Origin of the sequence: Neobacillus terrisolis (assembly GCF_051233475.1) — a bacterium.
In the GTDB taxonomy this organism is placed as follows: domain Bacteria; phylum Bacillota; class Bacilli; order Bacillales; family Cytobacillaceae; genus Bacillus_BU.
The window spans coordinates 218,739-245,425 of record NZ_JBKFGH010000004.1 but is presented as its reverse complement, the minus strand read 5'-3'; the positions used below and the strand labels follow the sequence as shown (position 1 = coordinate 245,425).

Here is a 26,687-nt window from a genome sequence, read left to right as displayed (position 1 = left end):
TTTTTACATGTTAATAAAAACATTCATCTTGTGTGATTTATGTCACCAACCATAACCTGCATTTTCGTTATGCTAAAGGGGAAAATAACACAAAGGGTAATAAGGAGGAACTTTCATGAATACTATGCCATTTACAGAAACTTCATTAGTTAGAGATATTGTCAATGAACTACCAAAATCAAGTGATCTTTTCAAAAGCTATCGTATTGATTTTTGCTGTGGCGGAAATCGCCCAGTAGCCGAAGCTGCTGCTGAAAGAAATGTAAATATGGAAACATTAATGGCTGAACTAGCTGAAGTTTACAAAAACAGCGTAAATGAACCAATCGACCTTGAGGTATGGACAAATACTGATTCACAAACATTAATCAATCATGTTATTGATAAATACCACCGTCCCCTTGAAGAAGAGCTTTCAATGCTAAGTCCGTATGTAACAAAGGTCGCAAGAGTACATGGTGATTCTCATCCAGAATTAATTAGAATGCATGACCTCTTTTATGAACTAAAGAAGGAGCTATTAGAGCATACAGCAAAAGAAGAAGCAACGGTTTTCCCAATGCTATTGAAGCTTGCTGAAGCAGAGGGTGCAGAGCGAGAAGAAATGATGAAAGAAATTCAGGAATTAGAGAAAGAACATGACCATGCAGGGGCCATTTTAAAAGAATTACGAGACATCACATCAGACTTTGTACCTCCAATTGACGCATGCGGAACCTACCGCCTCGTCTACAAACGTCTCGAGATGCTCGAAGGAGAAACCTTCATGCACGTCCACCTTGAGAACAATATTCTGTTCCCAAGATATCTATAAAAAACGAGAAAAAAGGCTGCGAACCCCGCAGCCTTTTCTTTTTTCCTGATATAAAATTTAATTGCCGTTAACCGCCGATATAGGACATTTCGATTTTCTTACGCGCTTTTCTTGTTTCCTCTGTTCGTTCATCAGAATAGCGATCAGATCGTTGACCCCAGATATCCTTTATTCTGTTCTCCAAGTCTTCGTCACTTACTCCGCTTCTCATGAATTCTTTTATATCATGACCATTTCCATTGAATAAACAAGTGAAGACTTGTCCATTTGCGGATAGTCTCGCTCTAGTACAGGTAGAGCAGAAGGATTCAGAAACTGAGGTAATAAACCCAACATCTACATTCGTGTCCTTATATCGATAACGTTTGGCCACTTCACCATAATACGCTGGTTCTACCGTTTCTAATTCAAATTCATTCTTAAGCATTTCATAGATTTGTTTTTTGGTGACAACATCATCCATTTTCCAGCCATTCGTACTGCCTACATCCATGAATTCAATATAACGGAGCTCCAAGCCTCGCTCTTTACAAAAGGCAGCCATTGGGATAATTTCTGTATCATTTAGTCCTTTTTTAACGACCATGTTAATTTTGATACCCAATCCCGCCTCTTTGGCAGCTTCAATCCCTTTCAGGACTGGACCTACCCCAACATTTCTACCGTTTATCGTGCCAAATAGTTCATCATTTAGACTATCTAAACTAATATTCACCCTTTTAAGGCCTGCTTCCCTTAACTCTTTGGCATACTTTGGCAAATACACTCCATTCGTCGTTAAGGCGATATCTCTAAGACCATCAATATTAGACAACATCTTAATTAAAACTGGTAAATCTTTTCTTAACAGAGGTTCTCCTCCAGTTAAGCGAATCTTTTCCACTCCTAGTTTAATAAAAAGGGTTGCTAGACGATGTATTTCTTCATATGTTAATAACTCTGATCTAGGTAAAAAGGCAAAATCCGGACCGAATAGTTCGGCAGGCATACAATATTGACAACGAAAATTACAGCGATCGATTACAGAAATTCGAATGTCTCGCAGCGGCCTGTCTAATTGATCTCTTACTTGTCTTTTGGTCATATTTTTCAACTCCATATACATAGAAGTCCTTAAAAATATTGTAACAGTGAAAACGATTCTTTGACTGTTAATTATCTCACAAAAACATTAATCCGTATATAAATATATTCACTTATTCTTCAACAATTCTCGAGTTAACCTGATAAACAATCTGTTTTTATTCAAATTCATATGTCTTTTCTGTGAAGAAATTGTGGCTAAACTTCGAAATAAAATGAAATAACGCTTCACTCACCTTTCTATTTACACTATGTGGATGTTAGTATTAATACAAATAGATGAGATTCGCCACTGGAAATCTTCTAAGATAAGGGTGAAGATAATGATGACTAATACTGTTAAACCTACTCATTCCATTCAAATAAAAGAATTACTCCGATTTGCTGATCGTACCATCCAAACAAAAAAAGGGACGTATCTCTTTCAAGAAGGAATGAATGCAGAGGAATTATATATAGTAATTTCCGGAAAAATTCAAATAAGCAAGATTACCGCAGATGGACGAGAGTTATCATTAAGAATTTGCGGCGAAAATGATTTATGTGGAGAACTAACCTTGTTTGCTGAAGCTCCAAAATATTTATTAAGCGCCCTTATTCTTGAAGAAGGAACCGTTGCAGCAGTGAAAAAAGATGTCCTAGAAAAAGAAATCTTTCAAAACAGTGCATTGGCATTTGAGTTTATGAAATGGATGAGCGATCATTTCCGCAAAACTCAAACGAAATTCCGTGACCTCGTCTTAAACGGAAAAAGAGGTGCTCTATTTTCGACATTAATCAGAATGACGAATAGTTATGGTATAAAAAATCAGGATGGGATCCTGATCGATCTACCATTAACCAATCAAGAGCTTGCTAATTTCTGCGGAACTTCACGTGAAAGTACGAACAGAATTCTAAATGAATTAAAACGAAACAAAATCATTTCCTCAAAAAAAGGAAAGATTTATGTACATGATCTTCAGTACTTAAAAGATGAAATTGGCTGTGAAAACTGTCCAGCCATATATTGCAGTATTGAATAAACAAAGCGGAAGCGCCCTGGCTTCCGCTTTTCTTTTTTACTGTTCTTGTTTTTTACGCAATGCTTTTGGAATATATACACAGAATGGTTCGCTTTCGAGATAATCTCCTGTCATTGCATACGCACGTGAGCGAGAACCTCCACATACATGTCTAAATTCACATTGTCCACATTTACCCTTATACTGATCGGGGTCTCTTAACGCTTTCATCACTGGTGATTCTCGATAAATCTCGCCTAATGGTTGTTCGCGGACGTTACCAACCTTTATCGGAAGTAATCCGCTCGGATACACGTCCCCAATGTGAGATATGAACACAAATCCATTTCCGTCGTTTACACCTTTTGGTGCTCTGCCTAATCCATCGATTGAACCTGTTAAACCTTGCTGCGTAAGCGCATCTAAATACTGGATTTCCGTTGGCTGCTCCTTCGCTTCACGCTTCTTCTGTTGAATCACGACCCGACGGTAATGCTGACCAGCCGTTGTTTTAATATCAAAAGGGGCACGCTTGCTTAATTGATATAGCCATGTAAATACTTGTTCATGCTGTACTGGTGAAATCATATCACTTGTTTGGCCGCGTCCTGTTGGAACAAGGAAGAATACGCTCCATAATACGCATTTTAGTTCTTCAACAAGCTTCGCCATGTCTTCAAGATGGTCGATATTGTATCTGGAGATAACCGTATTAATTTGAATTGGTATTTCTAATTCATGCAAATATTTAATCCGTTCCATCGTTAAATCAAATGAACCGGCAGTGCCCCGAAAATGGTCATGAATTTCGGCAGTTGGACCGTCTAAGCTAAACGCCCAGCGGGAAAGGCCTACTTCTTTCGCCTTTTCGATTGCTTCCTTCGTTACGTTTGGAGTGGCACTTGGTGTCATTGAAACACGAACACCTTTTTTCACTGCATACTCTGCAATGTCAAAGACGTCCTCCCGCTCCAAAGGATCGCCACCGGTAAAAACGAGCATCGCATTGCCCATTTCTTTTATTTGATCGATTAACGCCTTCCCTTCTTCAGTAGAAAGCTCTCTTGGGTCTCTTCTATATTGTGCCTCCGCACGGCAGTGTAAACAGTTTAATTGACACGCTCTTGTTAATTCCCATATGACGATAAACGGATTTTGATTAAAATCTTGATTAAATCCCATTTTATGCGCCTCCTAGTTTTCAATTCGAACAGCTTGTAAATGTATTATAAGTCACTTTCGGATTCACAAAAGTGAACTACCTCACAAACCGAATAAGAATTTGACTAGAAGGTATGGATTTTTTGTGTCAAAAATAAACCAACTAGTATTTAATCAACCGCAAACCGATAGAATAAAAAACAATTGTAAAAGCAAGCAAAGCTCCTGTGTCCATCAATAATGTGCCGGTATGAAGACTGCCGCTGATTATCTCTTCAAAGCCTTCCATTGCCCAACTTTGCGGAACCGCTAAGGCAATTTTCTGCATGACGAGTGGAACGATATCAAGCGACCAATATACACCCCCAAGCATGGAGGTACTGACAATTACAACTGCTCCAATCGCACCAGCCTGCTGTTTTGTTTTTACCAAACCGGCCATCATCAGTCCAAACCCTACCACACATAAAATAACCATTGAAGCAAATGGGATAAAATAAACCATATTTCCCCATTCGGCATCAAACATGAGCTTCATGGCAACCATTAACACGATTAACTGAATCCATCCCATTAAGAAATAAGAGAATAAATATCCTGCGATAATCTCAAGCTTCCTAGCCGGCGAGATGAGCAGCCTTGCCCATGTCCCCCCGCTTCGTTCATCCAGAATGGTGGATGCAGCTCCCGATAAACCGAACATCATAAACATGATGGAAAAACCTACAAACATTAAATTAACGGCTTCTTTTTCAGTATCGTCCTTTTGAAAAATTTCCCTGCTAATGTTTACGTTCTTTATTTTCGTAACAGACTTAAGCAACTCCGGAAAAGCTGTCTCGTCTAAACCTTCAACAGAGTAATAGGTCGTATAGATCGTTCTTGCCGTTCCATTTAAATGCTGTACTAACCCGAGATAATCCTGAGTTTCTCTTTGAACAATCACTTCAAACAGCGGTTTATTTTCTTGCATTCTTTGTTTTACATTTTCAGGGAGGACAACGGCAGCCACCACATCCTCGTTCTCGACATTTTCCATAGCTTGCTTTTCCGATACTATTTTCCATTGGTAGGAATCATTTTTCTTAAGCAAGTTGATCAGTTCCGCTTCAAGTTCGCCACCATTTGTAACAATATTTACGAGAGGTTTATGGACTTCCGTATTTAAGGCCATCCCTCCAAAAATCGCCCCAAACATAATCGGCATCACAATCATTAACACTAATGCGCCCGGTGATTTAAAAAATTCTTTTAAATGTAACCACGCAATCGCCAGAACCCTACGCATAACGACCTCTCCTTTCTTTAGAAAGGCGAATTAAACCAATCGAGAAAAACAACAAGCCCAAACATAGGTTAGCAATTATTTCCGGTAAGACATCGAAAAATGAAGTACCGGCCATAAGGTTTATATAGGTTTGCAGTGCTAGGCCATTAGGCAAGAATTTAGTTGCGGTAATCGCCCAATCCGGAAATATGTAAATAGGTGCCATACTGCCACCCAAAGCTGCCATTACTTGAGTTCCGACCATCCCTGCCACCATAAATGTTTTTTCTTTATTAATAAAAGCACCGGCCAATACGCCAAGACCACATGCACTAATGACAAAAGATAATGTAACGAAAACAAGCCCAACAGCTGATTCGCCCCAATCCACACCAAAAATCAGCTTTGTACCAATGATAATTACAAAGGATTGAATAAGACATATAACCAGCAACCCTAGCATTTTTCCTGCTAAATAATTGGCATAGGTTAATTTTGATACTAGCATCCGTTTATACACTTCTTGTTCCTTTTCAAGAATCATCGCTCCAACCCCTTCAACAACCGTCATTAATAAAAACATGACGCCCATTGCGGCAGCGTAGTATTGGAAGGAACCTACCGGTTTTGACTGTGCCTCAACCGACTTTTCATCGATTAAAGGAAAATCAATTTGTTTATCCATCACCATGTTGGCTTGCTCATGCACAGCCCCATGATTGGTCTCGGATTGTGAAGGATCCATTCCCCTCAATTTTGCGGCCTCCACTTGTGTCGCTGCTGACTGGGTAAACTGTTGGATGACACTTTGAACGATTGTTGCCTTAATCCCAGGGTTTGGTGTCGAATATATCTCAACTGTTGTTTCCGCCCCGGACATCAGCGAAGCGGAAAAATCTTCGTCGATGACGATTCCGATTGGGATTTTATGATCTTTAATGAGTGTTTTCATTTCACTTAAGTCATAATGTTTAACATTTACTTGATCGGACAATCCCTTTGCGAACATTTCATCAGCGAGGATGGCTCCAAGTGCCCCATTATCCAAATTTGCGACACCTAATGTGAACTTTTGAATCTTAACGTCCTCTCCCTGATCTTCATTAAAGATATTTCCAAAGGCTGCACCGAGGATTGCGATTAAAAGTAGCGGCATCAAGATAAGTGTTAAGAATGCTTTCTTATCACGTCCAATCAGGAGTAGGTCTTTAACGGCTAACCACCAAATTCTCATTTTTCCAACCTCCTTAATCTCTCAGGCTTCGCCCGGTTAAATGGAGGAAGACGCTTTCGAGGTTGGGCTCCACAATATCAACGGAATTAATTTTGGCTCCTGCCTTTGTGACTGATTGAATAAATTCACTTAAAATGTGTTGTGGTTCTTTATGGAAAACCATTAATTGATTCTCTTGAATTTTAATTTCTTTTTCCGGAAAAATCTTAGATAAGGGTTGGATTAGCGTACCGTTTGTTGGTTTTTCTTCTAAGGTTAAAATGATTCGGGATTGGTCCCCAATGGTCTCACGAAGTTCAGGTATGGTGCCACAGGCAATCAATTCCCCATGGTCGATAATACCTATTCGTTTACAAAGAAATTCAACCTCTTCCATATAGTGGCTCGTATAAATGATCGTAATTCCTTTTTCATTTAATGCTTTAATCGTTTCCAAAATGTGATTTCTCGATTGCGGGTCAATTCCAACGGTTGGCTCATCCATGATCAGTAACTCCGGTTGATGTAAGATGGCAGCCCCAATATTCACCCGCCGCTTCATTCCTCCAGAAAAGTTAGCCACTTTATCCTTGGCACGATCGGTTAAACCCATCAACTCCAGTACTTCATCTATGCTTTTGTCCAGTTCTTTTCCTGAAAGGTCGAACATTCTGCCCCAAAATTTGAGATTTTCCCTAGCCGACATTTCTTGGTAAAGTGCAATATCTTGGGGGACAACACCGATATACTTTTGTGCCTGCTTGGCATTTTTGATCACATCAATATCATTTAGTTGAATCTTGCCAGATGTTGGAGAAAATAATCCCGTAATCATATTAATGATGGTCGATTTTCCCGCGCCGTTTGGACCAAGGAGACCGAAAGACTCCCCTTTTTCTACAGTGAAGGAAACCCCTTTTACTGCATCAAAATCCCCAAAGCTTTTCCGTAAATCACTAACCGTCAGCATGTTCACAGTCTTCACTCCTAACTTTACACTCATTGTGCCTTTCACCTTTAAACATACAGAAACAGCATTAGAAAATATATAGTTTATTGGAAATAATATGAATTTTTTCTTACTTTTCGGACGTTTAATTCCTTTAAAACTGATAGAAAACCGGGTTATATTTTTTTGAATGAAGGCTCAGTTATTTGGCTGCTGTGATTTCCGCTTAGGTGCTCGCTTTCAGGCAAACATTAATAAAGCAACTAAAAAATGACTAACAGATTACATGGTAATTTGTTAGTCATTTTTAGTGATATATACAAAATTTATTTGGTCCGAAGACATACGTTCCGCTATTTTCACAAAAAACGTTGTTTTTATAGGTTAAGCGGACAACAGATCCCTTATTTGATCATAAATCGGCACTATCCAGTGATTTTTATGTAAATAAGGGATCCTGTGTCCTCATAAGTCTAGAAAAATGATTATTTTATCAAAATAAGGGCCTCTGTGTCCGCTCAATAGCTAGCTTTGTAAATTATAATATTTATGAAATTGTAATGACTTCATATTGTGCAGCTAGTTCAATAAACTGAGCCATGCCGCTAATTTTACCGGCAACCAATTTCTCTTCAAGCTGATAATGGTCGACACAGGTTTTACAGGCTAAAATATCGACACCACGGTCTTCCAGTTCTTTTAAATGAACCGAAACAAAGGATTGATCGGTGAGGGTATATACTCCACTATTCATAAAGAATACAGCCACAGGTACTTCCTCTCGCTGTTTAAGTAGTGTGAAAAATGTCTCTAGAATACCTTCGCCCAGTTCTTTATCGCCTTTGCCAAGCTGGTCAGAACTTACTAAGATTACTTTGTTTTTCATTCTAATCACGAACTCCTAAAGCAATTTTTGCGTAGCGTGACATTCTCGCCTTAGTCCAAGGTGGGGTAAACACGATATTAACTTCTGTTTCCTTTACTTCAGGAATATCGGCTAACGCGCTTTTCACTTGGTCCACAATCGTACCAGCGAGCGGACAACCCATTGCCGTTAATGTCATGGTGACGGTTGCTTTTCCGTTTTCATCCATTTCTACATCGTATACAAGTCCTAAATTAACAATATCGATTCCTAATTCAGGGTCGATTACTAATTCTAGAGCACCCATTAAATTTTCTTTCAACGCTTCATCCATCTTATTCACTCCTCTATTTAATTGAATCATTTGCATTTTCTTTTATAAAAAACATAAAATTAGTTTACCATGTTAACAGGGTTTTTCCCAAGTTTTACACATCGTTAACATTCAAGTTAACAATGTAGTTTAAACTATTGAGTAAGGAAATAGATCAAAGAAAGAGAAGGGGAACTTATGACAAAAAAACACCTAATTGCTTTAGATCTTGATGGTACATTACTTACAGATAATAAGATTATTACTGCTAATACGAAAAAAGTATTGCGTGTCGCTCGTGAACAAGGTCATATTGTCATGATTGCCACCGGCAGACCCTTTCGTTCGAGTGAGATGTATTACCATGAGTTAGAACTAGATACCCCTATTGTAAACTTTAATGGGGCGTTTATTCACCATCCAAAAGATGATCAATGGGGCATTTATCATTCTCCGTTGGATATAAGTGTAGTTAGGGATATCGTTGAAGCACTTGGATCCTTTTCATTTCATAATATCATTGCCGAAGTGATGGATGACGTCTATATTCACTATCATGATGAAAAGTTACTGGAGATTTTTCAACTAGGAAATCCAAATATTACAACAGGAGATTTGCGTAAATTTTTAACAGACTCCCCGACCAGTTTGTTAATCCACACGGACGAAGACCAGCTAAAAAATATCCGCGCACATCTTTCTGAAGTACATGCAGAAGTGATTGACCATCGAAGCTGGGCTGCTCCGTGGCACGTAATCGAAATTATTAAAAGTGGTTTAAATAAAGCAGTCGGTATTAAACGCGCTTGTGACTATTACCAAATTCCTCAGGAAAGAGTGATTGCCTTTGGTGATGAGGATAATGACTTAGAAATGTTACAATTTGCCGGACGAGGCATCGCAATGGGCAATGGGATTGACCATGTTAAACAGATCGCCAACGAAGTCACTTTAACGAATGAGGAAGACGGGGTTGCCGTTTACTTAAATGAAGTATTAAATTTGAAAGCATTATAACATGATGGAAGCCTCGGGTAGTGAATGGTTACCTTCAAGCTTATCGACGATAGCTGCCCACCTATTTAGCCAACTCTTACCTTTGTTATTCTAAAACAAATGAGGAGATACTAGTTGATGAAGCATCCGTTACTGCTTCAAATAAGCTTTAGTTGGAGGGATTCGAATGGGTAAACGGAATAAATCAAGAAGATTTGTGTCACAAGGAGTTACTTCAGTCTCCAAGCACGATGACCGTATCCCTTATCATACCACCTACGCTGAAGCTGAGGCGCAAAAAATGTCTAATGTAACTAACTCCTCAATCGGAGGAATATAAGATGGGGAACAGATTATTCCAAGAGGCAAGAAAATTTGTTAATTTAGCAAAAACAGCCTCGGGAGAAGAAAAGCAAACGGCTCTTCTTCGTGCCAAAAATGCGCTAACCTCCGCATATGCTAATTCCACTGTAGCTGAACAAGAACAGCTAAGCCAGTTACAAAGTGAACTTGAAAGTATGAAATAGAGTGTGGATAGCTAAACAAAGGGATGACTTTTCGCGAAGTCATCCTTTTTCTTCATTTAGCTGCATTACAATTTGACCGAAAAGATTAATAAAACTCCTCAAGGACGATCGGTACAACATGGATCATATCATCGGACTGTTTTGCTTTTTCATAAAAAAACATCGTAACCGTTCCATTATCAGGGAGCAGTCTTTTCGGAATTTTTATGTTCACCTTAAACTTCGTCCAGGCCGGGTAAGCCTTTTTGCTTACAACCTTTGTTTCTTTTACAAAAATACGATGTCCATCTTCTACTACATAATAAAATGATCCCGTTACAGGCCGGGCCTCCCCTTTAACAACATACTCCCCACCCTGTCCTTTTACTTTAACATTTCGAAAAAACTGATGCTGGGGTTCGCCATGTACCTCTGAAATAATATTTTTACCGTGTACTTGTAACGTTGGAAAGATTGCCAAAACCAGCAGCATGGTTACTAAAACCGTTGTCTTTTTCATGCACTCACCTCAGTATTAATCTTTGCGAAAAAAACCATAAATCCCAGTCGTTTGAAATACGTTTGTAAACGCTCCGGGATCAACCTCTTTAATAATTCTTTCCAAATCAAATAATTCATATCTTGTAATGACTATCATTAGCATTTCCTTTGGCTCGTTCGTAAATCCGCCTTTTACCGAGATTGTTGTCATTCCTCTAACAAGTTTTGCATGAATCGCTTTTTTTAACTCGGTAGAATTCTTTGTAATGATTAATGCTGTCAGCTTTTCATGTCGAGTATGAATAGCATCAATGACCCGGGTTGAAACATATAATGTTACTAGCGTGTAGAGAGCCTTCTCCCAGCCAAATAAAAAACCAGCCGACAAAATAATGATTGAATTTAGCGTAAAAAAGTATGTACCAACCGGTTTATCCTTCCTTCGTGAAAGGAGCATAGCGACGATATCCATTCCGCCAGTTGAGGCGCCCCACTTCAATGTAAAACCAACACCGACTGCTGCAATAACTCCTCCAAATACGGCATTTAATAAAATATCTTTTGAAACTTGTTGGATTGGAAGCACTTCGAGGAACAAAGACATCAATACGACACTAATAAAACTGTAGATGGTGAAGGATTTCCCTACCTTTTTCCAGCCAAGGATGGTCACAGGTATATTGAGGAGAAACAGTAAAATTCCCGTGGTTAACGTAAACGGGGTATAATCCGTAACAATTTTTGAAATTAATTGGGCTGCGCCGCTGAAACCGCTGGAGTACACATTAGCCGGAATTAAAAAATAGTTCAAGGCAACTGCATTTAAAAATGCTCCAATGGTGACAACGATGACTTTTTTCATTTCCATAACGACCATTAGCTAACCCCCTAACATTATTCCAAAATAATGGCGAATGATTGTTTTTTTCACATGAAACCGCTACACTTAAAACAAAAATATTTCACAAAGCAGGTGAAAATATGTCATTAACGATTATTACTGACAGTGGCGCTGACTTACCGATTCAGTTTTATCAAGACAACCATGTCGCTCTACTTCCTTTAAAAGTACTGCTTGATGGCAAAGAATACGATGATCATATAGAAATTGAACCCAGTACCGTTTTCCAAGCAATCCGTGAAGGGAAATTCCCTACCACATCGCAAGTTCCGCCTAGCCGATTTGAGGAATTATTTACTAAAATGGCGAAGAACAAAGAGGCTGGAATCTATATTGCCTTCTCGTCGCAATTATCAGGAACCTATTCAACAGGCGTTATGATCCACAATCAAGTTAAAGAAGAATATCCTGACTTTGATCTGACGATTATTGATTCAAAATGTGCCTCACTCGGAGTGGGCTTAGTTGTGATGGAAGCAGTCCGGTTAGCACAGACCGGTTTACCTAAAGACGAGCTTATCAATCGAATTCAATTTCATGCTCAACACATGGAACATTTGTTTACTGTTAATGATCTTGATTATTTGGCTAAAGGTGGTCGTGTTTCAAAGGCATCCGCTTTTTTGGGCGGACTGCTAAATATTAAGCCATTAATCAATGTTGAAGATGGCAAGCTTGTTCCAATCGAAAAACACCGTGGCAAGAAAAAATTAATGAACCGTATTATCGAGCTGATGAACGAACGCGGTGAGGGTCTAGATCAACAAATCATTGGCATAAGCCATGCAGATAATGAAGAAACTGCTCTTGAAATGAAGACAATGATTGAAGCAGAATTTCATCCCGCCCAAATAACGATTTCCGATATCGGTGCCGTTATCGGGGCTCACACTGGTCCGGGAACCATTGCAATCTTCTTTTTAAATAAGATGCCTTCTTAACGTCATTTACATACTCCTTTCTAAAATGACAGAAGATAAGAAAAGCGGCGGTACCTCGTAATGGTGCTCCGGCTAAACACTTCTTAACTAAGAAAGGAGTTTGAGCATATGCCTCATACATCAGATAATGATAAAAAGGCTCAAGATAATAATGCTTTGCGTCATGAAAAAAATATGATGCGTGAAAAAAACCGAAAAGCCGGGAAAAATCAATATTCTAAGAAGACAAATCATCTATAAAAACATAAGACAGAATACGGTCCGAAAGGGCAAAAAAAAGAGGTTGACCCGTTTAGGAGTCGACCTCTTCCTTTTTAATATATGTCCACCGATCTTCTTGATAGATCTTTCCTTCTTTCATCAATTTACCTAGTGCCCGTTTAAACGCTGCTTTGCTTAACTGAAAACGTTCGGAAATATCCTCCGGTAAGCTTTTATCGCTATAAGGCATGGCGCCGTTGCGGGACAGCAAATATTGGTATATGCGTTCAGCATCAGTATCTTGAACATCTTGTTTTCTTTGCAACAAGGAAACATTAATCGTCCCATCCATCTTGACATCAACTACTCTGCCCTCCACTTTCTCACCGAGACGTGGCTCTCTTTCCCGCTGCGATTCATGGATGAACCCCTTATAGCCCTCTGCTGTAAAGATCCAGCTTCCTACCTTTGCTGTTCGATAAATAAAGCCATGAACGTTTTTATTAAAGGCTGTTTCCGTTGCTTCTACTGCCTTTTCCTCCATGATTGGGTCAGTTGCAAGTTTGGCGTACAATCGCTGATTTCGATTTACTCTTATCGTTACAAAAAGCAAATCTCCTACGGTCGGCCACACTCCCTTATGTGCCGGCAAATCCTCTTCACCAAGCAAGAGATCTTTTTGGATGCCAATATCTAAAAATACCCCTAATCCAGGCTGAACATCGGTGACTTTCACCCATTCATATTTTCCCACTGTTACGAAAGGAATCGTATCTGTTGCAGAAATTCTTCCCCTTGAATCTGTATAAAGAAACACCTTAACGGTTTCATCAAGTGCATATTCGCGACTTGCTTCGTTTTTATGCATTAAAACATCTTCGGTTCCATCCGTTAAAAAATAGCCAAATTCTGATTCCCGGGCGACCGTTAGCTCTATTACATGACCTAGCTCCATTGCTAAAGACATATTGATTTCCTCCATTGATTTTTTCTATTTAAATATTTTCCTTAAGTTGTTTGAACTGCTATATTTTACTATAATGTAGACGTAAAGAAAAATGTTTTCGGAGGTTTGTAATGGCAAAAGACAGCTCATTTGATATTGTGTCCCAAGTTGATTTATCTGAAGTCACTAACGCAATAAATTTAACGATGAAAGAAATACAAACACGGTACGATTTTAAAGGAAGCAAAAGTGAGGTTTCTCTTGATAAAGAGGAGCTTGTGTTAATATCCGATGATGAATATAAACTTGGCCAGCTAAAAGATGTATTGTTTTCAAAATTATTCAAAAGAGGTGTGCCAATCAAGAACCTTGACTACGGAAAAATTGAAGGCGCCTCTGGCGGAACGGTTCGCCAACGAGGAAAGCTTGTTCAAGGTATTGATAAAGAAAATGCCAAAAAAATCAACACGATTATTAAAAACAGTGGCGTAAAGGTTAAAAGCCAAGTCCAAGACGATCAAATTCGTGTTACCGGCAAGAGCCGTGATGATCTCCAAAAAATTATCGCATTGGTTCGTGATGCCGATTTATCGGTCGATGTTCAATTTATTAATTATCGTTAATAATAGTTGACCGGGCAATGTTGAAGCCCGGTCTTCTCATTTATTCAGCTCTTTTTCTGCCTTTTTTTATTAACATAAACAGGAAGGCTGCGAATAGTAGATATACTCCCGTCATAGCGGCAATATACGGAATGTTTAATCCGCTTTTTTCAGATAGGACATACATTTCAGCCTCATCGCGATCAATAATTAGATTATATTTCCCATCCTTTTCTTTAATTAAATCCTCATTAATTAAACCGCGTAATTCCATATCATTAGTGATCTTTTCTCCATTAAGAGGAACATTTTGCGATTTAGTTGTGTTGTTTATTGCGACAACAATAACCTCATCCTTATATTGGCGTTTAAACACGAGCATGCCGTTTTTATTATAAAGGGGCTCAAACGTCCCTTTTGTTAAGGCTGGTAACTGATTTCTAAGCTCACCAATCTTTGTAATATACTCAACTAACTCCTTGTCGGTCCGAAAATCCATTTGCTTATGATTTTCTTCCCCTTCACCACCCTCAAGCGCAATTTCGGTGCCATAATAGACCATTGGAATTCCAGGTGTGGTGTACAGGTAGGTCAAAGCCAACTTCCAGCGTGAGCCTGGGTGAAGATTGTTTACCACTGCCTCATGAGTAAACCTTTTAACGAGCGGATGGTCCATGAACGTTACTCGTGGGAAGTCTTCAGTGCTTACGAGCGGGAAAAGTTTATCGGTCGGTTGGTCAGGCTTGGCAAAAGCTGATCGCAGGGCATTTGCAGCAGGATAATTAAGGTAAGCATTGATCCCTGTGTTTTTGGTTTCGTTCGTGTATGCGCCTTCATCATCACCAAGTAAGAAAATGTCCGCTTTCGTCTCGTTTAACTGTTTTGAAAATTGGCTCCAAAAGTTAGTGGACGCTTGATTTATTTGATTGACCTTATAGCCATCGATATTTGTTTCTTTGACCCACCATTTTGCAGCATCGATTAAGTAAGCTTGTACCTCGGGATTTTCAAGGTTTAAGGTTGCTTCTTCGTTTCGGGTAATCCAGTTTTGTTTATTTGTATCCTCGAGCCATGGATGGTTAGGCCCGATTGAGCTGGCCGGGAATTCGACGATAATTTTCATATCGCGTTTATGTGCTTCCTTAACCAAATTTTTAAAATCTGCTTCGGAGCCAAAATGCTCATCTAATTTATTGAAATCCTTCGTCCAATAGCCATGATAGCCATTTTCTTCATTATCAAAAATCGGTGTTAGAAGAATGGTTGAAAATCCCATGTCCTTTAAGTAATCAAGCTGCAGTGTTACCCCTTTAAAATCACCGCCATGATATGCTTTCGGATCATTGGCATCTACATCAAAATCATTGCTGGAATCCCCATTATTAAAACGGTCGATCATCAAGTAATAAATCGATTCATCCTGCCAGCTCTTGTCTTTTTGTTCTGCAGCCGCAACATTTAGGCCTGATACGAAAAGAAACAAGATGGTTATGAATGGTAATAATTTTTTTATCAATATTCCGCTCCCCCTTGCGATGAGCCGATCCCTTTTTTGGATTCCAACTGTCATATTTCAACAAAATTTACCCAAAACAGAGAATCTTCTCACTTTTTTGCATATGCTTTAAGATTATCTGTTTGTCGTAAGAAGGTCAAACAAGATGCAATGGATTGGATGTTCACTATTTTTATAAAAAAAATGACAATTTTGTGGAAAGGCAGGGAGCGCGGCCATTAATGGAGAAACTTTTAAAAATAAGGCTGTGTTAAAGACGAATGTTGATTTTGAGCACTCTGTTGATTGGAGCGGAAGGTGCGAGACTCCTGCGGGAGAAGGTGTCACGGGAGACCCCACAGGCGCTATGGCGCCGAGGAGGCTCCCGGACTCCCCCGCGGAAAGCGAGCACCTGGAGCGGAAATCAACAGCAAAATTTAACACAGCCAAAAATAAAGAAAGGAGTTGTTGCGCTTGATTATGTTAAAAAGACTGAGGCCCAGGAAACTGGAATTTAATGAGGCCTTGTTAAGCAGGATTTGTGCCAATCACCCGAAAATCCCTGTAATTGAAGCAGATAGCAGGAAAAGAGAAGCTGGCTACTATGGCGAGGTTATTCTTGATTCCTACCTCAACTATCTCCCCGAAAAAGATTACTTCATTTTTCAAGGCATCCGCTTAGCCAACGATCGAGGCACCCATTTTCAAATTGATTGTCTTATCCTTCACTCAACCCATATCCCGTTTATTGAATCCAAGAATCTATCAGGCAGTGTTGAAATTGATGAGCACCGTGATCAGCTTATCCAAAATGAGGACATAGTCTTCGAAAACCCCATGCTTCAAGCTCAGTTTCAGTATGGCGAGCTAAGAAATTGGCTGAGGCGACATAAATTTCCTTGTAGAAATCTAGAGTATTTGGTTGGAATGATGAACAAAAATTGTTTGTTGAAAGTCGAGCCGGGTTCTGAAGCTGCGTTCCGGGTGTGCCGCGGTCGTCGCGTCATTTATCGACTTACTGGTTTTCGTGAAAAATATAGGGAGGTTGTTTACCCGCCTGATGTGTTACGGAAGCTGTGTAAGCTTTTGATAAAAAGTCATGTTGAGCCTAGTTATGACCTTCAAAAATGTTATGGGATTTCTAGACCTGAGATTTTGCCAGGGGTCCATTGTCCACCATGCGGGCGTCTTGGCATGAAATATCGGGGCGGTTCGTGGCATTGTGACGGGTGCGGGTGCAAATCGAAGGATGCCCATCTAAAAGCGTTAAAAGATTATTACCTTCTTTTTGGTCCAGAGATCACTAATCAGCAGTTTCGGGAGTTTTTACAGATAGATTCCAGTGATATTGCAAATAAAATGTTACGAAAACTTAAATTGGCTTATTCAGGGGTAAATAGACATCGAGTTTACCTGCTTTCATTAGAAAAATTAAGGTAGATCGGCATCCTATCCGCCAAAATATGGGGTCTATCCGCCAAAAAGATGAGTCTATCCGCCGGAATAGGATTCTATCCGCTACTTTTCGCAGTCTATCCGCCAAAATCACCATCCTATCCGCCAAAACGTCTTCCCACGCACCCAAATGACCAAAAATCCCAAACAAAAAGTGCTCCAATACAAATTCAATGAAACCAAACCACCTCATGACAACACAATAAAGGGGCCCGCGAGTACAAACACTACAGCGGACCCATCCAACAACTCAACTTTCCACAATATTAATCTGATAATCTCGGAACCACACATGAATTTGATACAGATGAGCCAAAAGTTGGGGTCCTGTCATGAGCTGGCCATACCATGGAACGGTGAAAGCAGCGCCACCTGAATCAATAATCCGCCCAAGCTCGCCCGCATCAAAAAACTCATGCAAAGCGGAATTCTTATCACGCAGTACATCCGCAAGCAACCCGATAACACGCTTCGTATACTCGGGATTATGCGTTTTCGGATACGGGCTCTTTTTCCGGTACAACACTTCATCCGGAAGCACCCCTTCCAGCGCCTTCCGCAAGATTCCCTTTTCACGATGCCCGTAAATTTTCAAATCCCACGGAATATTCCATACATACTCAACTAAGCGGTGGTCAGCAAACGGAACACGAACCTCGAGGCTCGCTCCCATACTCATCCGGTCTTTCCGATCCAAGAGTGTTGACATAAACCAAACCTGGTTTAAATAAAACAATTCGCGCCGTCGTGCTGCATCTCCAGACTCTCCATCCAACCTTGGTGTTTCAGCAATCGTATCGGAATAACGATCCATAATATACTCCGGCAAACGTAACCGCGACGCCCAATGGTCCTTTAAAATTCCCTGCCTAGCATCCACCGATCGCATCCACGGGAATCCAACACGATTTAAATCGTCCTCGCGGTAAAACCATGGATAGCCGCCAAAAATTTCATCGGCACACTCCCCACTCAAACTCACTACAAAATCCTTTTTAATTTCCCGGCAAAACCACAACAAAGATGAATCCACATCGGCCATCCCCGGCAAATCGCGGACATGAACTGCCTCCGTCAAATGATCGGCCAAATCCGCCTGGGTAATTTCACAACTGTGATGCACCGTATTAAATTCGGAAACCATCTTCTGAATAAATGCCCCATCCGCATTCGGCTGAAACTCATTTTCCTTGAAGTATTGAGCATTCCCCTCATAATCAATCGAATACGTATGCAGTTGCCCCTTGCCCTCACGCTCAAACTCTCGTGCCGCGATCGCCGTGATCGCACTTGAATCGACCCCGCCTGATAAAAACGTACACAATGGCACATCCGATACAAGCTGCCTCTTCACCGCATCCGTCACCAAAAACCGAACCTTATCAATCGTATCCTCCACACTATCGCGATGCTCTTCACTCTTCACATTCCAATAGCGCCAAATCTTCAGTCCACCGCTTGCATTCAAACGCAGCGCATGCCCCGGCCGCAACTCCTTCACACCCTTAAACACTCCAATACCCGGAGAACGTGATGGGCCTAAACCGAATACCTCAGAAAGCCCCTCCCGGTCTACCTCAACGGCAACGTCAGGATGAGCCAACACCGCCTTTAACTCCGAACCAAACACAAGCCCGCTGCCAACTTCCGTATAAAACAGCGGTTTTACCCCTAACCGGTCCCGCCCAATAAACAATTGCTCCTTAGCATGATCCCATACCGCAAACGCAAAGATTCCGTTTAAGTATTTAACACACTCTTCCTGCCATTCAATATAAGAAGTCAGCAAAACTTCTGTATCGGAATGACCGTTAAAAGAATATCCTTTTATAAGAAGCTCTTTCCGGATATCCTCTGTATTGTACAACTCTCCGTTATAGCAAATCGTATACTGGTTTCCGGGCTGCCCTTTGGTCATTGGCTGTCTTCCGCCCACAGGATCGACGACAACTAATCTTTTATGACCAAAGCCTACATGGGTATCGGTCCATACATTCGTATCATCTGGGCCACGTAATGCAAGCGTTTCAGCCATTTTCGAAATGGTTTTTGCTTCATTTCGAAGATTTTTTTGATAGTCAATCCAACCTGAAATTCCGCACATCTGCCTATCTCCTCTCTATCGCTAAATCGTTTTGGGAATGTTTTATCTTATGCAAACCTAGAAAAATGGTTATTTTTCTAAAAATAAAATGGATGGTTATAAAAAGTGGGTAAAGTGTCTAGAAAGAAAAGTGAGGGACTATCCACGGAGGTAAATCATGAATCGACAACATCGGATGCGTTTATTAGAAAGCCAAGTTCGGGCTTTTACAACAGGAAATATTGAATATATAAATAACCAGTGGGTTTTCTTTGATGATGAAACAGAGGAAGCCGCTTCACTTGACGAATATCTTCACCATGAAATTGAAGTATTCCAAAATAAAAGCTGGAAAAAAGGAATTCTATTTGAGGACGGCAAGCTCGGTTTTGCCGATGACATTTATTTTTTAAAAAATCAAGATTTGATCCGAATCCGGAGACATCTTGTCTACTCTTTAGAAAGATTGATTGAGGACCTTCAAGATGATGCTTTAATCCATTTCATCACAACCTTAAATTCACTAAAATTCTCTATTTATGATTGTATTTATTGCTACAACCATTTGACCTTTCTTAATAAAAATCAGCCAAACAGCGGTGTGAACTTTATTGTGTTTGATAATCAGGAGTTAATCTGTACCGTCCAGCACCATTTTACTTACTACGAAAAAAATAGTGATCGATTTGAATTCACCTTAAACAGCGGCAAACGATTAATAATCGAAAAGATATCATAATGGAAAAGAGGAGGCGCCCAAACCATTCGGGCTGCCTCCTCTTTTTGTCGTGATGGTGATTAAAACCAATCGAAACCAAGGGGTAAAGAAAATCCTAGGTACAAAACAAGAAGTAATGAAATCACTAACTGAATCCAAGCTCCGGTTGCATTTTTTTGCTTGGCTGCCTTGATAAGGACTTGCTCCATGGATCCAATAACCCAAAGCCCTACTGCGGCTTTAAGTAAGTGCATGCTGTACATCGTTAAAATCATGCCACCTGTCAATAAAACAAGAATATAGAACAATCTTAATGCCATATGGACAATTTTTGCACCCTTTTGGTTTCCCTTTTTATAAAGCGCTGCTGCAATAAAAAATAAAACTATGGCCAAAAACCATGCTGTAATATGTGCGTGAATCAATTATGTTGCCCCCTTACTACAATTTATGACAACATAATATCACATAAAAAACAAAAACACTAAAAATAAGTTGCCAAACTTAAAAATCTATAACTCTACCTTATTACGTAGGGTGCCAATTCCTTCTATTACAATTTCAATTTCATCCCCAGGATGGAGGAGCCGTGGTGGCTTAAACCCTTTGCCAACTCCTGCTGGAGTACCTGTTGCAATAATATCGCCGGGCTCTAATGTCATTCCCTTTGAAAGGACCGAAATAACTTCTTCAATCGGGAAGATAAAGTTTTCGGTATTAGAGTTTTGTCTTAACTCACCGTTTACTCGCGTTTGAATCTGTAGATGATTAGGATTTTCCATTGCTGAGGAATGGACGATCCACGGACCGATTGGGCACGTGTTATCCAAGCTTTTTCCTAAGAAAAATTGTTTATGGCGGGATTGTAAGTCCCGTGCTGTCATATCATTTAGAATCGTATAGCCAAACACATAATCAAAAGCTTGTTCCTTAGGAATTCCCTTTCCTTTTTTCCCAATGATGACAGCCAGTTCTCCTTCATAATCGAGTTCAGAAGTCACATCTTGATAGTTTGGAACGACAGCATTTGGCGCTGTAACGGTCGTTGGCGCTTTCGTGAAAACCATGACGTGCTCTGGAATATCATCCTTGCTCCCCAATTCGATAGCGTGCTCAACATAATTTTTTCCAACACAAAAAATATTCTTCTTTGGCCGGGGAATGGGAGCCAACAAGGTAAGCTCTTCGATTGGTATGTATAATTCGTCTTCAAGCTGGGCGTTCTCGACCCAAGTAGCGAGCGATTGGGCTGTTTCAATAAACTTTTCACCGAGCTCAATACATTCCAGCATCGTTTCAGGAATATTCACTTCCTGTGATTTCTTCTGCTCAGCTCTTCTCAATGGAAGAACTTTTGAATTGGTGACAAGACCTACAAATACTTCTTGGTTGTCTGTAGCAGTAACAAATTTCATCCAAAACACCCCTCTATTCTTTTTTTAGGATCCGTCTGTTGATTTCAGCTCCAGGTGCTCCAATCAACACAGCTTTTTTAAATCATTATACTCCAGGTTTCCGCAGCTTTACCGGCTTCATATAGGTAAGTACGCGCCAGAGCCACTCAACAGGCCCATACGAAAATCGGCTTAACCATAATCGGCTCACCAATATTTGAAACGAAAAGATCACAAAGACGAGAATCGTTCCCGTAAAAAGTGATACGTTCCCATAAAGACCCAAACCATATTGATAAAAAATAAAACTTGATAACAGCGATTGAAATAAATAATTGCTAATCGACATTCTACCAACAGCAGCTAGGGGGCTTAGCCATTTTTTCAGCCTAGGCCTCTCGATTATTTTAACGATAAACGCCCCGAAAAAAATAGCCAAGCAAACTCCCCCAATACTGTCTTGAACGTATTGGGCAAATAAAGCTCCCTTCAATAAATAAGGCATACTTTTTAAAAATAGACCAAGGACGAACATTATGATTACAAGCAGTGTCAATCGGTGGCGATGCTTGTCTGGTTGTTCGAGCCACTTAAGCTTGGCAATCCCAGCACCGATTAAAAACAAAGGAAAAATCGAAATAAACAAAAACGGCACATTTCCAAGATCATTGGTAGATTGCCAATCGTTGACTCGTTGCTCTGTTATGTCCATAAACGTACCTTGTGAGTATACATGTATGGACTGTTTTGCAGCTTCATTATCGAAAACTGCCAATTCCTCACTTGGGATCCCGGTAGCCATAATAAATAATATTAGGCTGAGAAAAACAACTGGAATTACGTATAAACTCAGACCGATAGCCATCAAATTTCGTCCTGACAAAGCCAAAAAGAACAGCAAAATAAACCCTAACATCGCATATTGAATTAAAATATCCCCATGCCAAACGAAAAAAGCGTGAATGAGTCCGAAAATGAGCAGGACAATCAACCTTCGAACTACCAGCATCGTTTGGTTTAAGCCACGACTTTTTACTTTTTCCAGTAACAAAACGATACTAAAACCAAACATAATTGAAAACAAAGGATAAAAACTTGCTTGAGCCATTAGGTCGATTACGATATATGTGGTATGGTCGAGTGGATTCGACCACCACGTTAATGGTTCTACATATAACAGCGGAGAGTGAAAGTCCATCATATTTACCAGGAAGATCCCGAATATGGAAAAACCTCTGATGATATCAATCGAGATGATCCTCTCGGTTCCCTTCCCAGCTCCTTCTTCTTGAGCCATATCCATCATCCTTGTTGGAATTGACATAACAATTTGATTATAACAAAAAAGAATGGAACAGCGTACGCCGCTCCATTCTCTATTAAGATTAGTTTACAAAGCGTGTCGGACTTTCATTACCGCTCTTTTTCCAATAATCATTTCTTAAATGAACCTTTTGGATTTTACCTGAAGCAGTTTTAGGCAATTCCTCTACAAAAGTAACGCCTGTAACGGCTTTAAAGTGAGCAAGCTTTTCTCTTGAGAAGGCAATAACCTCTTGTTCTGTTAAACTTTGACCCTCTTTTGTCACAACAAAAGCATGAGGTGTTTCGCCCCATTTCTCATGTGGGACTGCCACTACTGCAGCTTCTAGAATAGCAGGATGCTCATAAAGAACACCTTCCACTTCAATAGAAGAAATATTTTCACCACCGCTGATGATAATGTCTTTCTTTCGGTCGACGATATCAATATAACCATATTCATCAATGGTTCCCATGTCACCAGTATGAAGATAGCCGTTCTTGATTGTTTTCATCGTTTCCTCTTCATTCCGCCAATACCCAAGCATGACTCCATGGCTTTTTACGACCACTTCGCCTATTTCCTGACCATCATGGGACACTTCTTCACCCATATCATTGACCACTTTCACCTCGACACCTATTTGTGGATATCCAGCCTTCGCTTTTAAACGATAGCGATCTTTCTTTGGAAGATTCTCCAGATGTGAATGAACGGTGGATACAGAAACAAACGGTGAAAGCTCCGTCATCCCATACACTTGGATGAATTCCCAGCCAAGCTCTTCTTCTACTCTTGTCACGAAAGCAGGTGGTGGTGCAGAGCCTGCAATCACAACACGAACATCCTGTTCCACTTCCGGCACATTTTTTTCATAGTATTGCATTAATGCGTTAAGAACAGTTGGAGCCATGTGCATAACGGTTACTTTATGTTTAAGCAATTCACCCCAGATGGAATCAGCTGTTGCCTTTTTCAAGAATACTTGAGTTGCCCCATTGCCTGTGTAATAAAAAGGAGATCCCCATCCATTTACATGGAACATCGGCAAAATATGTAAGAGAACATCATTGTCATAAACACGCAAATGATGCTGAGCGCTTAATGCATGTAAATAATTGTTACGGTGAGTTAGCATAACCCCTTTTGGATTACCTGTCGTACCGCTTGTGTATAGTAAGCTGCATACATCGTTTTCATCCAATTCTTCTCTTTCAAACGGAAGCTCTGATTGATTAGCCAACCATGCGTCATAATCAAGCTCAGGCGTATCTTTTTCTTTGTACTGAACAACGATGGCTTCAACCGATGTAAGCTTGTCCTTAATAGGAACAATTAGCGGATAAAGGTCTTGGTCGACAAATAGCACTTTAGACTCACTGTGATTTAAAATAAATAAATAGTCTTCAGGCTTTAGACGGGTATTTAATGGAACCATGATCGCTCCTAATTGAAAAACTCCGTAAAACCCTTCAAACATTTCAACCGTATTCGGCGCTAAATAAGCAACACGATCTCCTTTTTTAACTCCTAAATCTTTTAGTCCGTGTGATAAACGATTTACCCTTCCGTTGATTTCTTCATATGTAAATACGCGATCATCACATATTATCGCTGGTTTTTTTCCGTATAAAAAAACAGCACGATCAAGGAATTGTGTTAATACTAATGGTACATTCATCCGTTTCACCTCTAAATTGATTTGAATTTTCAAAATATAATTTATCTTAACATAATTCTGTCTTTATCCGACAAAATGATTTACGTTAAATTTCACTGTTATACATCAATATTCGACAGGTTTAGTAGGTTTTCGTGCTGAAAAACAAGGTCTGTAGAATTTGGCTGTTGAGTTCCGCTTCAGGTGCTCCAGTCAACAAATTGGGCTTTTTAATCACCTTTTCTTGCCTCGCACATACGATATAAAAGAAAAATAATGAGGGGGTTTATTTATGCCAGCAATCGTTGGAGTTGTTCAAGTGATCTCAATCGGAAGCAGTTCCGTATTAAATATTGGCGATGTCTATAAAATTATGCCGTTAGCTAATGCAAAAACCTTCTCAGGCGCCGGCTCTTTTAATACAGGTGATGGCCTTTATGTCAACAATCATTACAGTTCTACTAATACGTACGATCAGGATTACCTTGACCAGGGTAATTTCTTGAATGTTTAGGTGATAACATGAACTTCTACATTCAACAGTCCATTCATATTAATCTGTTAAAAGTAAATTCCGTTTCCAACTCCTCTGTCCTGCAAATTGGCAGCTCGGGGATTATTAAACCAGCTTCGTATCTATACAATACTGGCGGCTTCACTGGGCCGGCTCCGCAAGTCTCAAAGGCTGGGGGAACTACTTTTGAAGGCCCCTCAGTCCCATTAAGTTCTTAGTTCAATAGCACGCTCATTTTGCCGAAACGATGAATTTGGTAAATGCGAGGTGGTTACATGTATCACGATTTCCAATATTATTTAGGTGAACTCCATGCAAATATGATGAGACAGGAACAAAGAATTCAGACCCTTGAAAAATTGGTCTCACAGCTAACAACTGAATTAGATGAATTGAAGAAAAAACCGCCGATTAATGTGGAAAAAATCGAATATAAATTCGATCAATTAAAAGTAGAAACATTGGACGGAACGTTAAATATTGGCTTAAATCCTTCTGATTTACAAGGCATTGATAGTCTAGAAGTGAATAACTCCGGGGCTGGACCACATGTTGATCCCGTCGATCCTAAAGGTATTTTTCGGAATACTATGGAGATAGAAGAAGAAGTATTTGCCCACTTAGAGACAGACTTGCCCCAGCTCATAAACAATGCAGAAGCAAGGGTAAACCAAAAGCTGGATGATCAATATCTGGATTTTATTAAGGAAGATATAAAAATGCAGGTTCCTTCCAGGGTCCAACATCATTTACAACAAACTCCTTTTCAAGGCAGCGATCATGATAGAGAAGGCTGGAAACAAAGCATTATCCAAAAGCTTCTTAAGGAAATGGAAAATGGGATTTGTACGTTTATTACTAACATGCCTAACCATATGAAAGGAATGAAAGGTGAATGAACTTTCACGTATACAACCGAGACATTTGTGTTGGACAAATTAGAATCATCGGGGTCTCAAGTTCTTCCCTGTTAATGATTGGCGATACTGAAACAATTCAGTTAGCCTCAACCTTCGATACCCCAGCGGAATCCCTGATCGTCGGACCCCTAGTTCCGCTCGCGCCTTAAGGTGAATAAAATGTTAAAACGGACATCATTCGTTGATTCAATTAAGGTTGATTCTGTGCTATTCTCCTCAATAATACAGCTTGGCGATTCCACATATATCCAAGGGGGCAACCGAGCAATAGCGGTCCAACGCCAGCAAGAAATTTTTTGGGGACAAGAAGGAAACTTCAGGCAATTTCGTGTATTCTCCGAACCGATCCCACTACCTTTGATTACCGAGTCATTTGCGATGCAAATCGTTAATCCCCCTGTGGTGTGCATAAAGGTGAGAAATATTGATATTATCGGGGTTTCCTCTTCTTCTATCGTTCATGTAGGGAACAACAAAAGCATTCAAATGGAAGCGCGGATTAAGCATATTAGGCAATTGTCAGATGTGGATAAAAGTGAAAACAAGTAAAAGTGATATTCATTATCATCGATTTTTTAAAAGATTTATGTTTTTTGATTAAGGAGGTTGGGTATGCCATCTTTCGTTGGACCAGTACACATTGTTAATGTAAGTGGAGGGGTTGTTCAATTTGGGGATACAGCGTTTATTTCTCCGAAAAGTAGTTCTAAATCGTTTTCCGGCTCTGGTGGAGGAAACACGGGCGGGGCGATTATTACCAATAATGGAGTAAGCGGTACAAACGTCCTCGATTCAAACCTAGTTGATCAGCCGACAATTGGGAATTCCTAAAATAAAGCTGATAACCTTGGTGTTAATATACCACGTTGTTTTCGGATAAAC

32 protein-coding genes are annotated in these 26,687 nt (G+C 39.9%); 16 read left to right on the top strand and 16 right to left on the bottom strand.

The genetic code is table 11. From position 1 onward, the window contains the following. The first annotated feature begins 115 nt into the window (after positions 1–115). Positions 116–814 (top strand): iron-sulfur cluster repair di-iron protein, encoded by a 699-nt coding sequence (ric, locus tag ACI48O_RS03275; RefSeq protein WP_435560278.1) that lies wholly within the window; start codon positions 116–118, stop codon positions 812–814. Between the two features lie 67 nt (positions 815–881). On the opposite strand, the gene moaA is transcribed toward ric, so the two are convergent. After that, complete coding sequence (moaA, locus tag ACI48O_RS03270; protein WP_435560277.1) at positions 882–1,898, bottom strand: GTP 3',8-cyclase MoaA; 1,017 nt, start codon at positions 1,896–1,898, stop codon at positions 882–884. A 325-nt stretch (positions 1,899–2,223) separates the two neighbouring features. On the opposite strand from moaA, the gene ACI48O_RS03265 reads away from it, so the two are divergent. Next, a complete protein-coding gene (locus ACI48O_RS03265; RefSeq protein WP_435560412.1) occupies positions 2,224–2,922 on the top strand; it encodes a Crp/Fnr family transcriptional regulator in 699 nt (232 codons plus the stop codon). A gap of 36 nt (positions 2,923–2,958) precedes the next feature. On the opposite strand, the gene ACI48O_RS03260 is transcribed toward ACI48O_RS03265, so the two are convergent. The 6 genes from ACI48O_RS03260 to ACI48O_RS03235 form a co-directional block, all read right to left on the bottom strand. Further along, complete coding sequence (locus ACI48O_RS03260; RefSeq protein WP_435560276.1) at positions 2,959–4,083, bottom strand: TIGR04053 family radical SAM/SPASM domain-containing protein; 1,125 nt, start codon at positions 4,081–4,083, stop codon at positions 2,959–2,961. 142 nt (positions 4,084–4,225) lie between these two features. Then, entirely contained in the window at positions 4,226–5,350 is a 1,125-nt protein-coding gene (locus ACI48O_RS03255; protein WP_435560275.1) for an ABC transporter permease, read from the bottom strand. Beyond that, the gene (locus ACI48O_RS03250) at positions 5,343–6,563 is read right to left on the bottom strand and encodes an ABC transporter permease (protein ID WP_435560274.1); all 1,221 of its coding nucleotides are present in this window, start codon (positions 6,561–6,563) and stop codon (positions 5,343–5,345) included. Before ACI48O_RS03250 ends, ACI48O_RS03255 begins: the two co-directional genes overlap by 8 nt. 13 nt (positions 6,564–6,576) lie before the next feature. Next, on the bottom strand, positions 6,577–7,512 hold the full coding sequence (locus ACI48O_RS03245) for an ABC transporter ATP-binding protein (protein ID WP_435560411.1): 936 nt from the start codon (positions 7,510–7,512) through the stop codon (positions 6,577–6,579). 526 nt (positions 7,513–8,038) lie between these two features. Continuing rightward, positions 8,039–8,377, bottom strand: coding sequence for a DsrE family protein (locus ACI48O_RS03240; protein WP_435560273.1), 339 nt, complete (start codon positions 8,375–8,377; stop codon positions 8,039–8,041). A gap of 1 nt (position 8,378) precedes the next feature. Continuing rightward, positions 8,379–8,690, bottom strand: coding sequence for a metal-sulfur cluster assembly factor (locus ACI48O_RS03235; protein ID WP_435560272.1), 312 nt, complete (start codon positions 8,688–8,690; stop codon positions 8,379–8,381). Between the two features lie 177 nt (positions 8,691–8,867). On the opposite strand from ACI48O_RS03235, the gene ACI48O_RS03230 reads away from it, so the two are divergent. The 3 genes from ACI48O_RS03230 to ACI48O_RS03220 all read left to right on the top strand — a co-directional run bounded on the left by ACI48O_RS03230 (position 8,868) and on the right by ACI48O_RS03220 (position 10,192). Then, positions 8,868–9,686, top strand: coding sequence for a Cof-type HAD-IIB family hydrolase (locus ACI48O_RS03230; protein WP_435560271.1), 819 nt, complete (start codon positions 8,868–8,870; stop codon positions 9,684–9,686). Between the two features lie 166 nt (positions 9,687–9,852). Continuing rightward, positions 9,853–10,005, top strand: a complete 153-nt coding sequence (locus ACI48O_RS03225) for a hypothetical protein (RefSeq protein ID WP_435560270.1) — start codon at positions 9,853–9,855, stop codon at positions 10,003–10,005. Position 10,006: 1 nt separating this feature from the next. Further along, a complete protein-coding gene (locus ACI48O_RS03220) occupies positions 10,007–10,192 on the top strand; it encodes a DUF3813 domain-containing protein (protein WP_435560269.1) in 186 nt (61 codons plus the stop codon). A gap of 85 nt (positions 10,193–10,277) precedes the next feature. Here the strand turns inward: ACI48O_RS03220 and ACI48O_RS03215 are convergent, their stop codons facing one another. Beyond that, positions 10,278–10,691 carry a Gmad2 immunoglobulin-like domain-containing protein gene (locus ACI48O_RS03215; protein ID WP_435560268.1) on the bottom strand — a complete coding sequence of 138 codons (414 nt, stop codon included), beginning with the start codon at positions 10,689–10,691 and terminating at the stop codon, positions 10,278–10,280. A 15-nt stretch (positions 10,692–10,706) separates the two neighbouring features. Then, the gene (locus ACI48O_RS03210) at positions 10,707–11,549 is read right to left on the bottom strand and encodes a YitT family protein (RefSeq protein WP_435560267.1); all 843 of its coding nucleotides are present in this window, start codon (positions 11,547–11,549) and stop codon (positions 10,707–10,709) included. Between the two features lie 104 nt (positions 11,550–11,653). Between ACI48O_RS03210 and ACI48O_RS03205 the strand changes: the two genes are divergently transcribed. Together ACI48O_RS03205 and ACI48O_RS03200 are read left to right on the top strand one after the other, a co-directional pair. Next, complete coding sequence (locus ACI48O_RS03205; protein ID WP_435560266.1) at positions 11,654–12,514, top strand: DegV family protein; 861 nt, start codon at positions 11,654–11,656, stop codon at positions 12,512–12,514. 108 nt (positions 12,515–12,622) lie between these two features. Then, positions 12,623–12,754 (top strand): DUF3941 domain-containing protein, encoded by a 132-nt coding sequence (locus ACI48O_RS03200; RefSeq protein ID WP_435560265.1) that lies wholly within the window; start codon positions 12,623–12,625, stop codon positions 12,752–12,754. A 52-nt stretch (positions 12,755–12,806) separates the two neighbouring features. Here ACI48O_RS03200 and ACI48O_RS03195 read toward each other — a convergent pair whose 3' ends face one another. Further along, the gene (locus ACI48O_RS03195; protein ID WP_435560264.1) at positions 12,807–13,682 is read right to left on the bottom strand and encodes a CvfB family protein; all 876 of its coding nucleotides are present in this window, start codon (positions 13,680–13,682) and stop codon (positions 12,807–12,809) included. Between the two features lie 110 nt (positions 13,683–13,792). Here ACI48O_RS03195 and ACI48O_RS03190 point away from each other — a divergent pair, with 110 nt between their 5' ends. Beyond that, a complete protein-coding gene (locus ACI48O_RS03190; protein WP_435560263.1) occupies positions 13,793–14,284 on the top strand; it encodes a YajQ family cyclic di-GMP-binding protein in 492 nt (163 codons plus the stop codon). 40 nt (positions 14,285–14,324) lie between these two features. Here ACI48O_RS03190 and ACI48O_RS03185 read toward each other — a convergent pair whose 3' ends face one another. Continuing rightward, entirely contained in the window at positions 14,325–15,779 is a 1,455-nt protein-coding gene (locus ACI48O_RS03185) for an alpha-amylase family glycosyl hydrolase (protein WP_435560262.1), read from the bottom strand. Between the two features lie 459 nt (positions 15,780–16,238). Here ACI48O_RS03185 and ACI48O_RS03180 point away from each other — a divergent pair, with 459 nt between their 5' ends. Further along, positions 16,239–17,198: a nuclease-related domain-containing protein gene (locus ACI48O_RS03180; RefSeq protein WP_435560410.1), complete on the top strand. Its 960-nt coding sequence runs from the start codon at positions 16,239–16,241 to the stop codon at positions 17,196–17,198. A gap of 265 nt (positions 17,199–17,463) precedes the next feature. On the opposite strand, the gene asnB is transcribed toward ACI48O_RS03180, so the two are convergent. After that, positions 17,464–19,317 carry an asparagine synthase (glutamine-hydrolyzing) gene (gene asnB / locus ACI48O_RS03175; RefSeq protein ID WP_435560261.1) on the bottom strand — a complete coding sequence of 618 codons (1,854 nt, stop codon included), beginning with the start codon at positions 19,315–19,317 and terminating at the stop codon, positions 17,464–17,466. Positions 19,318–19,474: 157 nt separating this feature from the next. Here asnB and ACI48O_RS03170 point away from each other — a divergent pair, with 157 nt between their 5' ends. After that, positions 19,475–20,035, top strand: coding sequence for a DUF2777 domain-containing protein (locus ACI48O_RS03170; RefSeq protein ID WP_435560260.1), 561 nt, complete (start codon positions 19,475–19,477; stop codon positions 20,033–20,035). Between the two features lie 59 nt (positions 20,036–20,094). Here ACI48O_RS03170 and ACI48O_RS03165 read toward each other — a convergent pair whose 3' ends face one another. From ACI48O_RS03165 to ACI48O_RS03150, 4 genes are all read right to left on the bottom strand, one after another. Next, a complete protein-coding gene (locus ACI48O_RS03165; protein ID WP_435560259.1) occupies positions 20,095–20,439 on the bottom strand; it encodes a YisL family protein in 345 nt (114 codons plus the stop codon). Between the two features lie 87 nt (positions 20,440–20,526). Then, positions 20,527–21,429 carry a fumarylacetoacetate hydrolase family protein gene (locus ACI48O_RS03160; RefSeq protein ID WP_435560258.1) on the bottom strand — a complete coding sequence of 301 codons (903 nt, stop codon included), beginning with the start codon at positions 21,427–21,429 and terminating at the stop codon, positions 20,527–20,529. Between the two features lie 85 nt (positions 21,430–21,514). Further along, on the bottom strand, positions 21,515–22,705 hold the full coding sequence (locus ACI48O_RS03155) for a DUF418 domain-containing protein (RefSeq protein WP_435560257.1): 1,191 nt from the start codon (positions 22,703–22,705) through the stop codon (positions 21,515–21,517). A gap of 88 nt (positions 22,706–22,793) precedes the next feature. Next, positions 22,794–24,392, bottom strand: a complete 1,599-nt coding sequence (locus tag ACI48O_RS03150; RefSeq protein WP_435560256.1) for a long-chain-fatty-acid--CoA ligase — start codon at positions 24,390–24,392, stop codon at positions 22,794–22,796. 271 nt (positions 24,393–24,663) lie between these two features. On the opposite strand from ACI48O_RS03150, the gene ACI48O_RS03145 reads away from it, so the two are divergent. From ACI48O_RS03145 to ACI48O_RS03120, 6 genes are all read left to right on the top strand, one after another. Continuing rightward, a complete protein-coding gene (locus ACI48O_RS03145; RefSeq protein WP_435560255.1) occupies positions 24,664–24,885 on the top strand; it encodes a spore germination protein in 222 nt (73 codons plus the stop codon). 8 nt (positions 24,886–24,893) lie between these two features. Further along, a complete protein-coding gene (locus ACI48O_RS03140; RefSeq protein WP_435560254.1) occupies positions 24,894–25,103 on the top strand; it encodes a spore germination protein GerPB in 210 nt (69 codons plus the stop codon). A gap of 57 nt (positions 25,104–25,160) precedes the next feature. Next, complete coding sequence (gerPC, locus tag ACI48O_RS03135) at positions 25,161–25,784, top strand: spore germination protein GerPC (protein WP_435560253.1); 624 nt, start codon at positions 25,161–25,163, stop codon at positions 25,782–25,784. Continuing rightward, positions 25,781–25,954, top strand: coding sequence for a spore gernimation protein GerPD (locus tag ACI48O_RS03130; protein ID WP_435560252.1), 174 nt, complete (start codon positions 25,781–25,783; stop codon positions 25,952–25,954). The genes gerPC and ACI48O_RS03130 overlap by 4 nt, the downstream gene beginning before the upstream one ends. A gap of 10 nt (positions 25,955–25,964) precedes the next feature. Continuing rightward, positions 25,965–26,354 carry a spore germination protein GerPE gene (locus ACI48O_RS03125; protein WP_435560251.1) on the top strand — a complete coding sequence of 130 codons (390 nt, stop codon included), beginning with the start codon at positions 25,965–25,967 and terminating at the stop codon, positions 26,352–26,354. Between the two features lie 63 nt (positions 26,355–26,417). Next, positions 26,418–26,636, top strand: coding sequence for a spore germination protein (locus tag ACI48O_RS03120; protein WP_435560250.1), 219 nt, complete (start codon positions 26,418–26,420; stop codon positions 26,634–26,636). Positions 26,637–26,687: the final 51 nt, after the last annotated feature.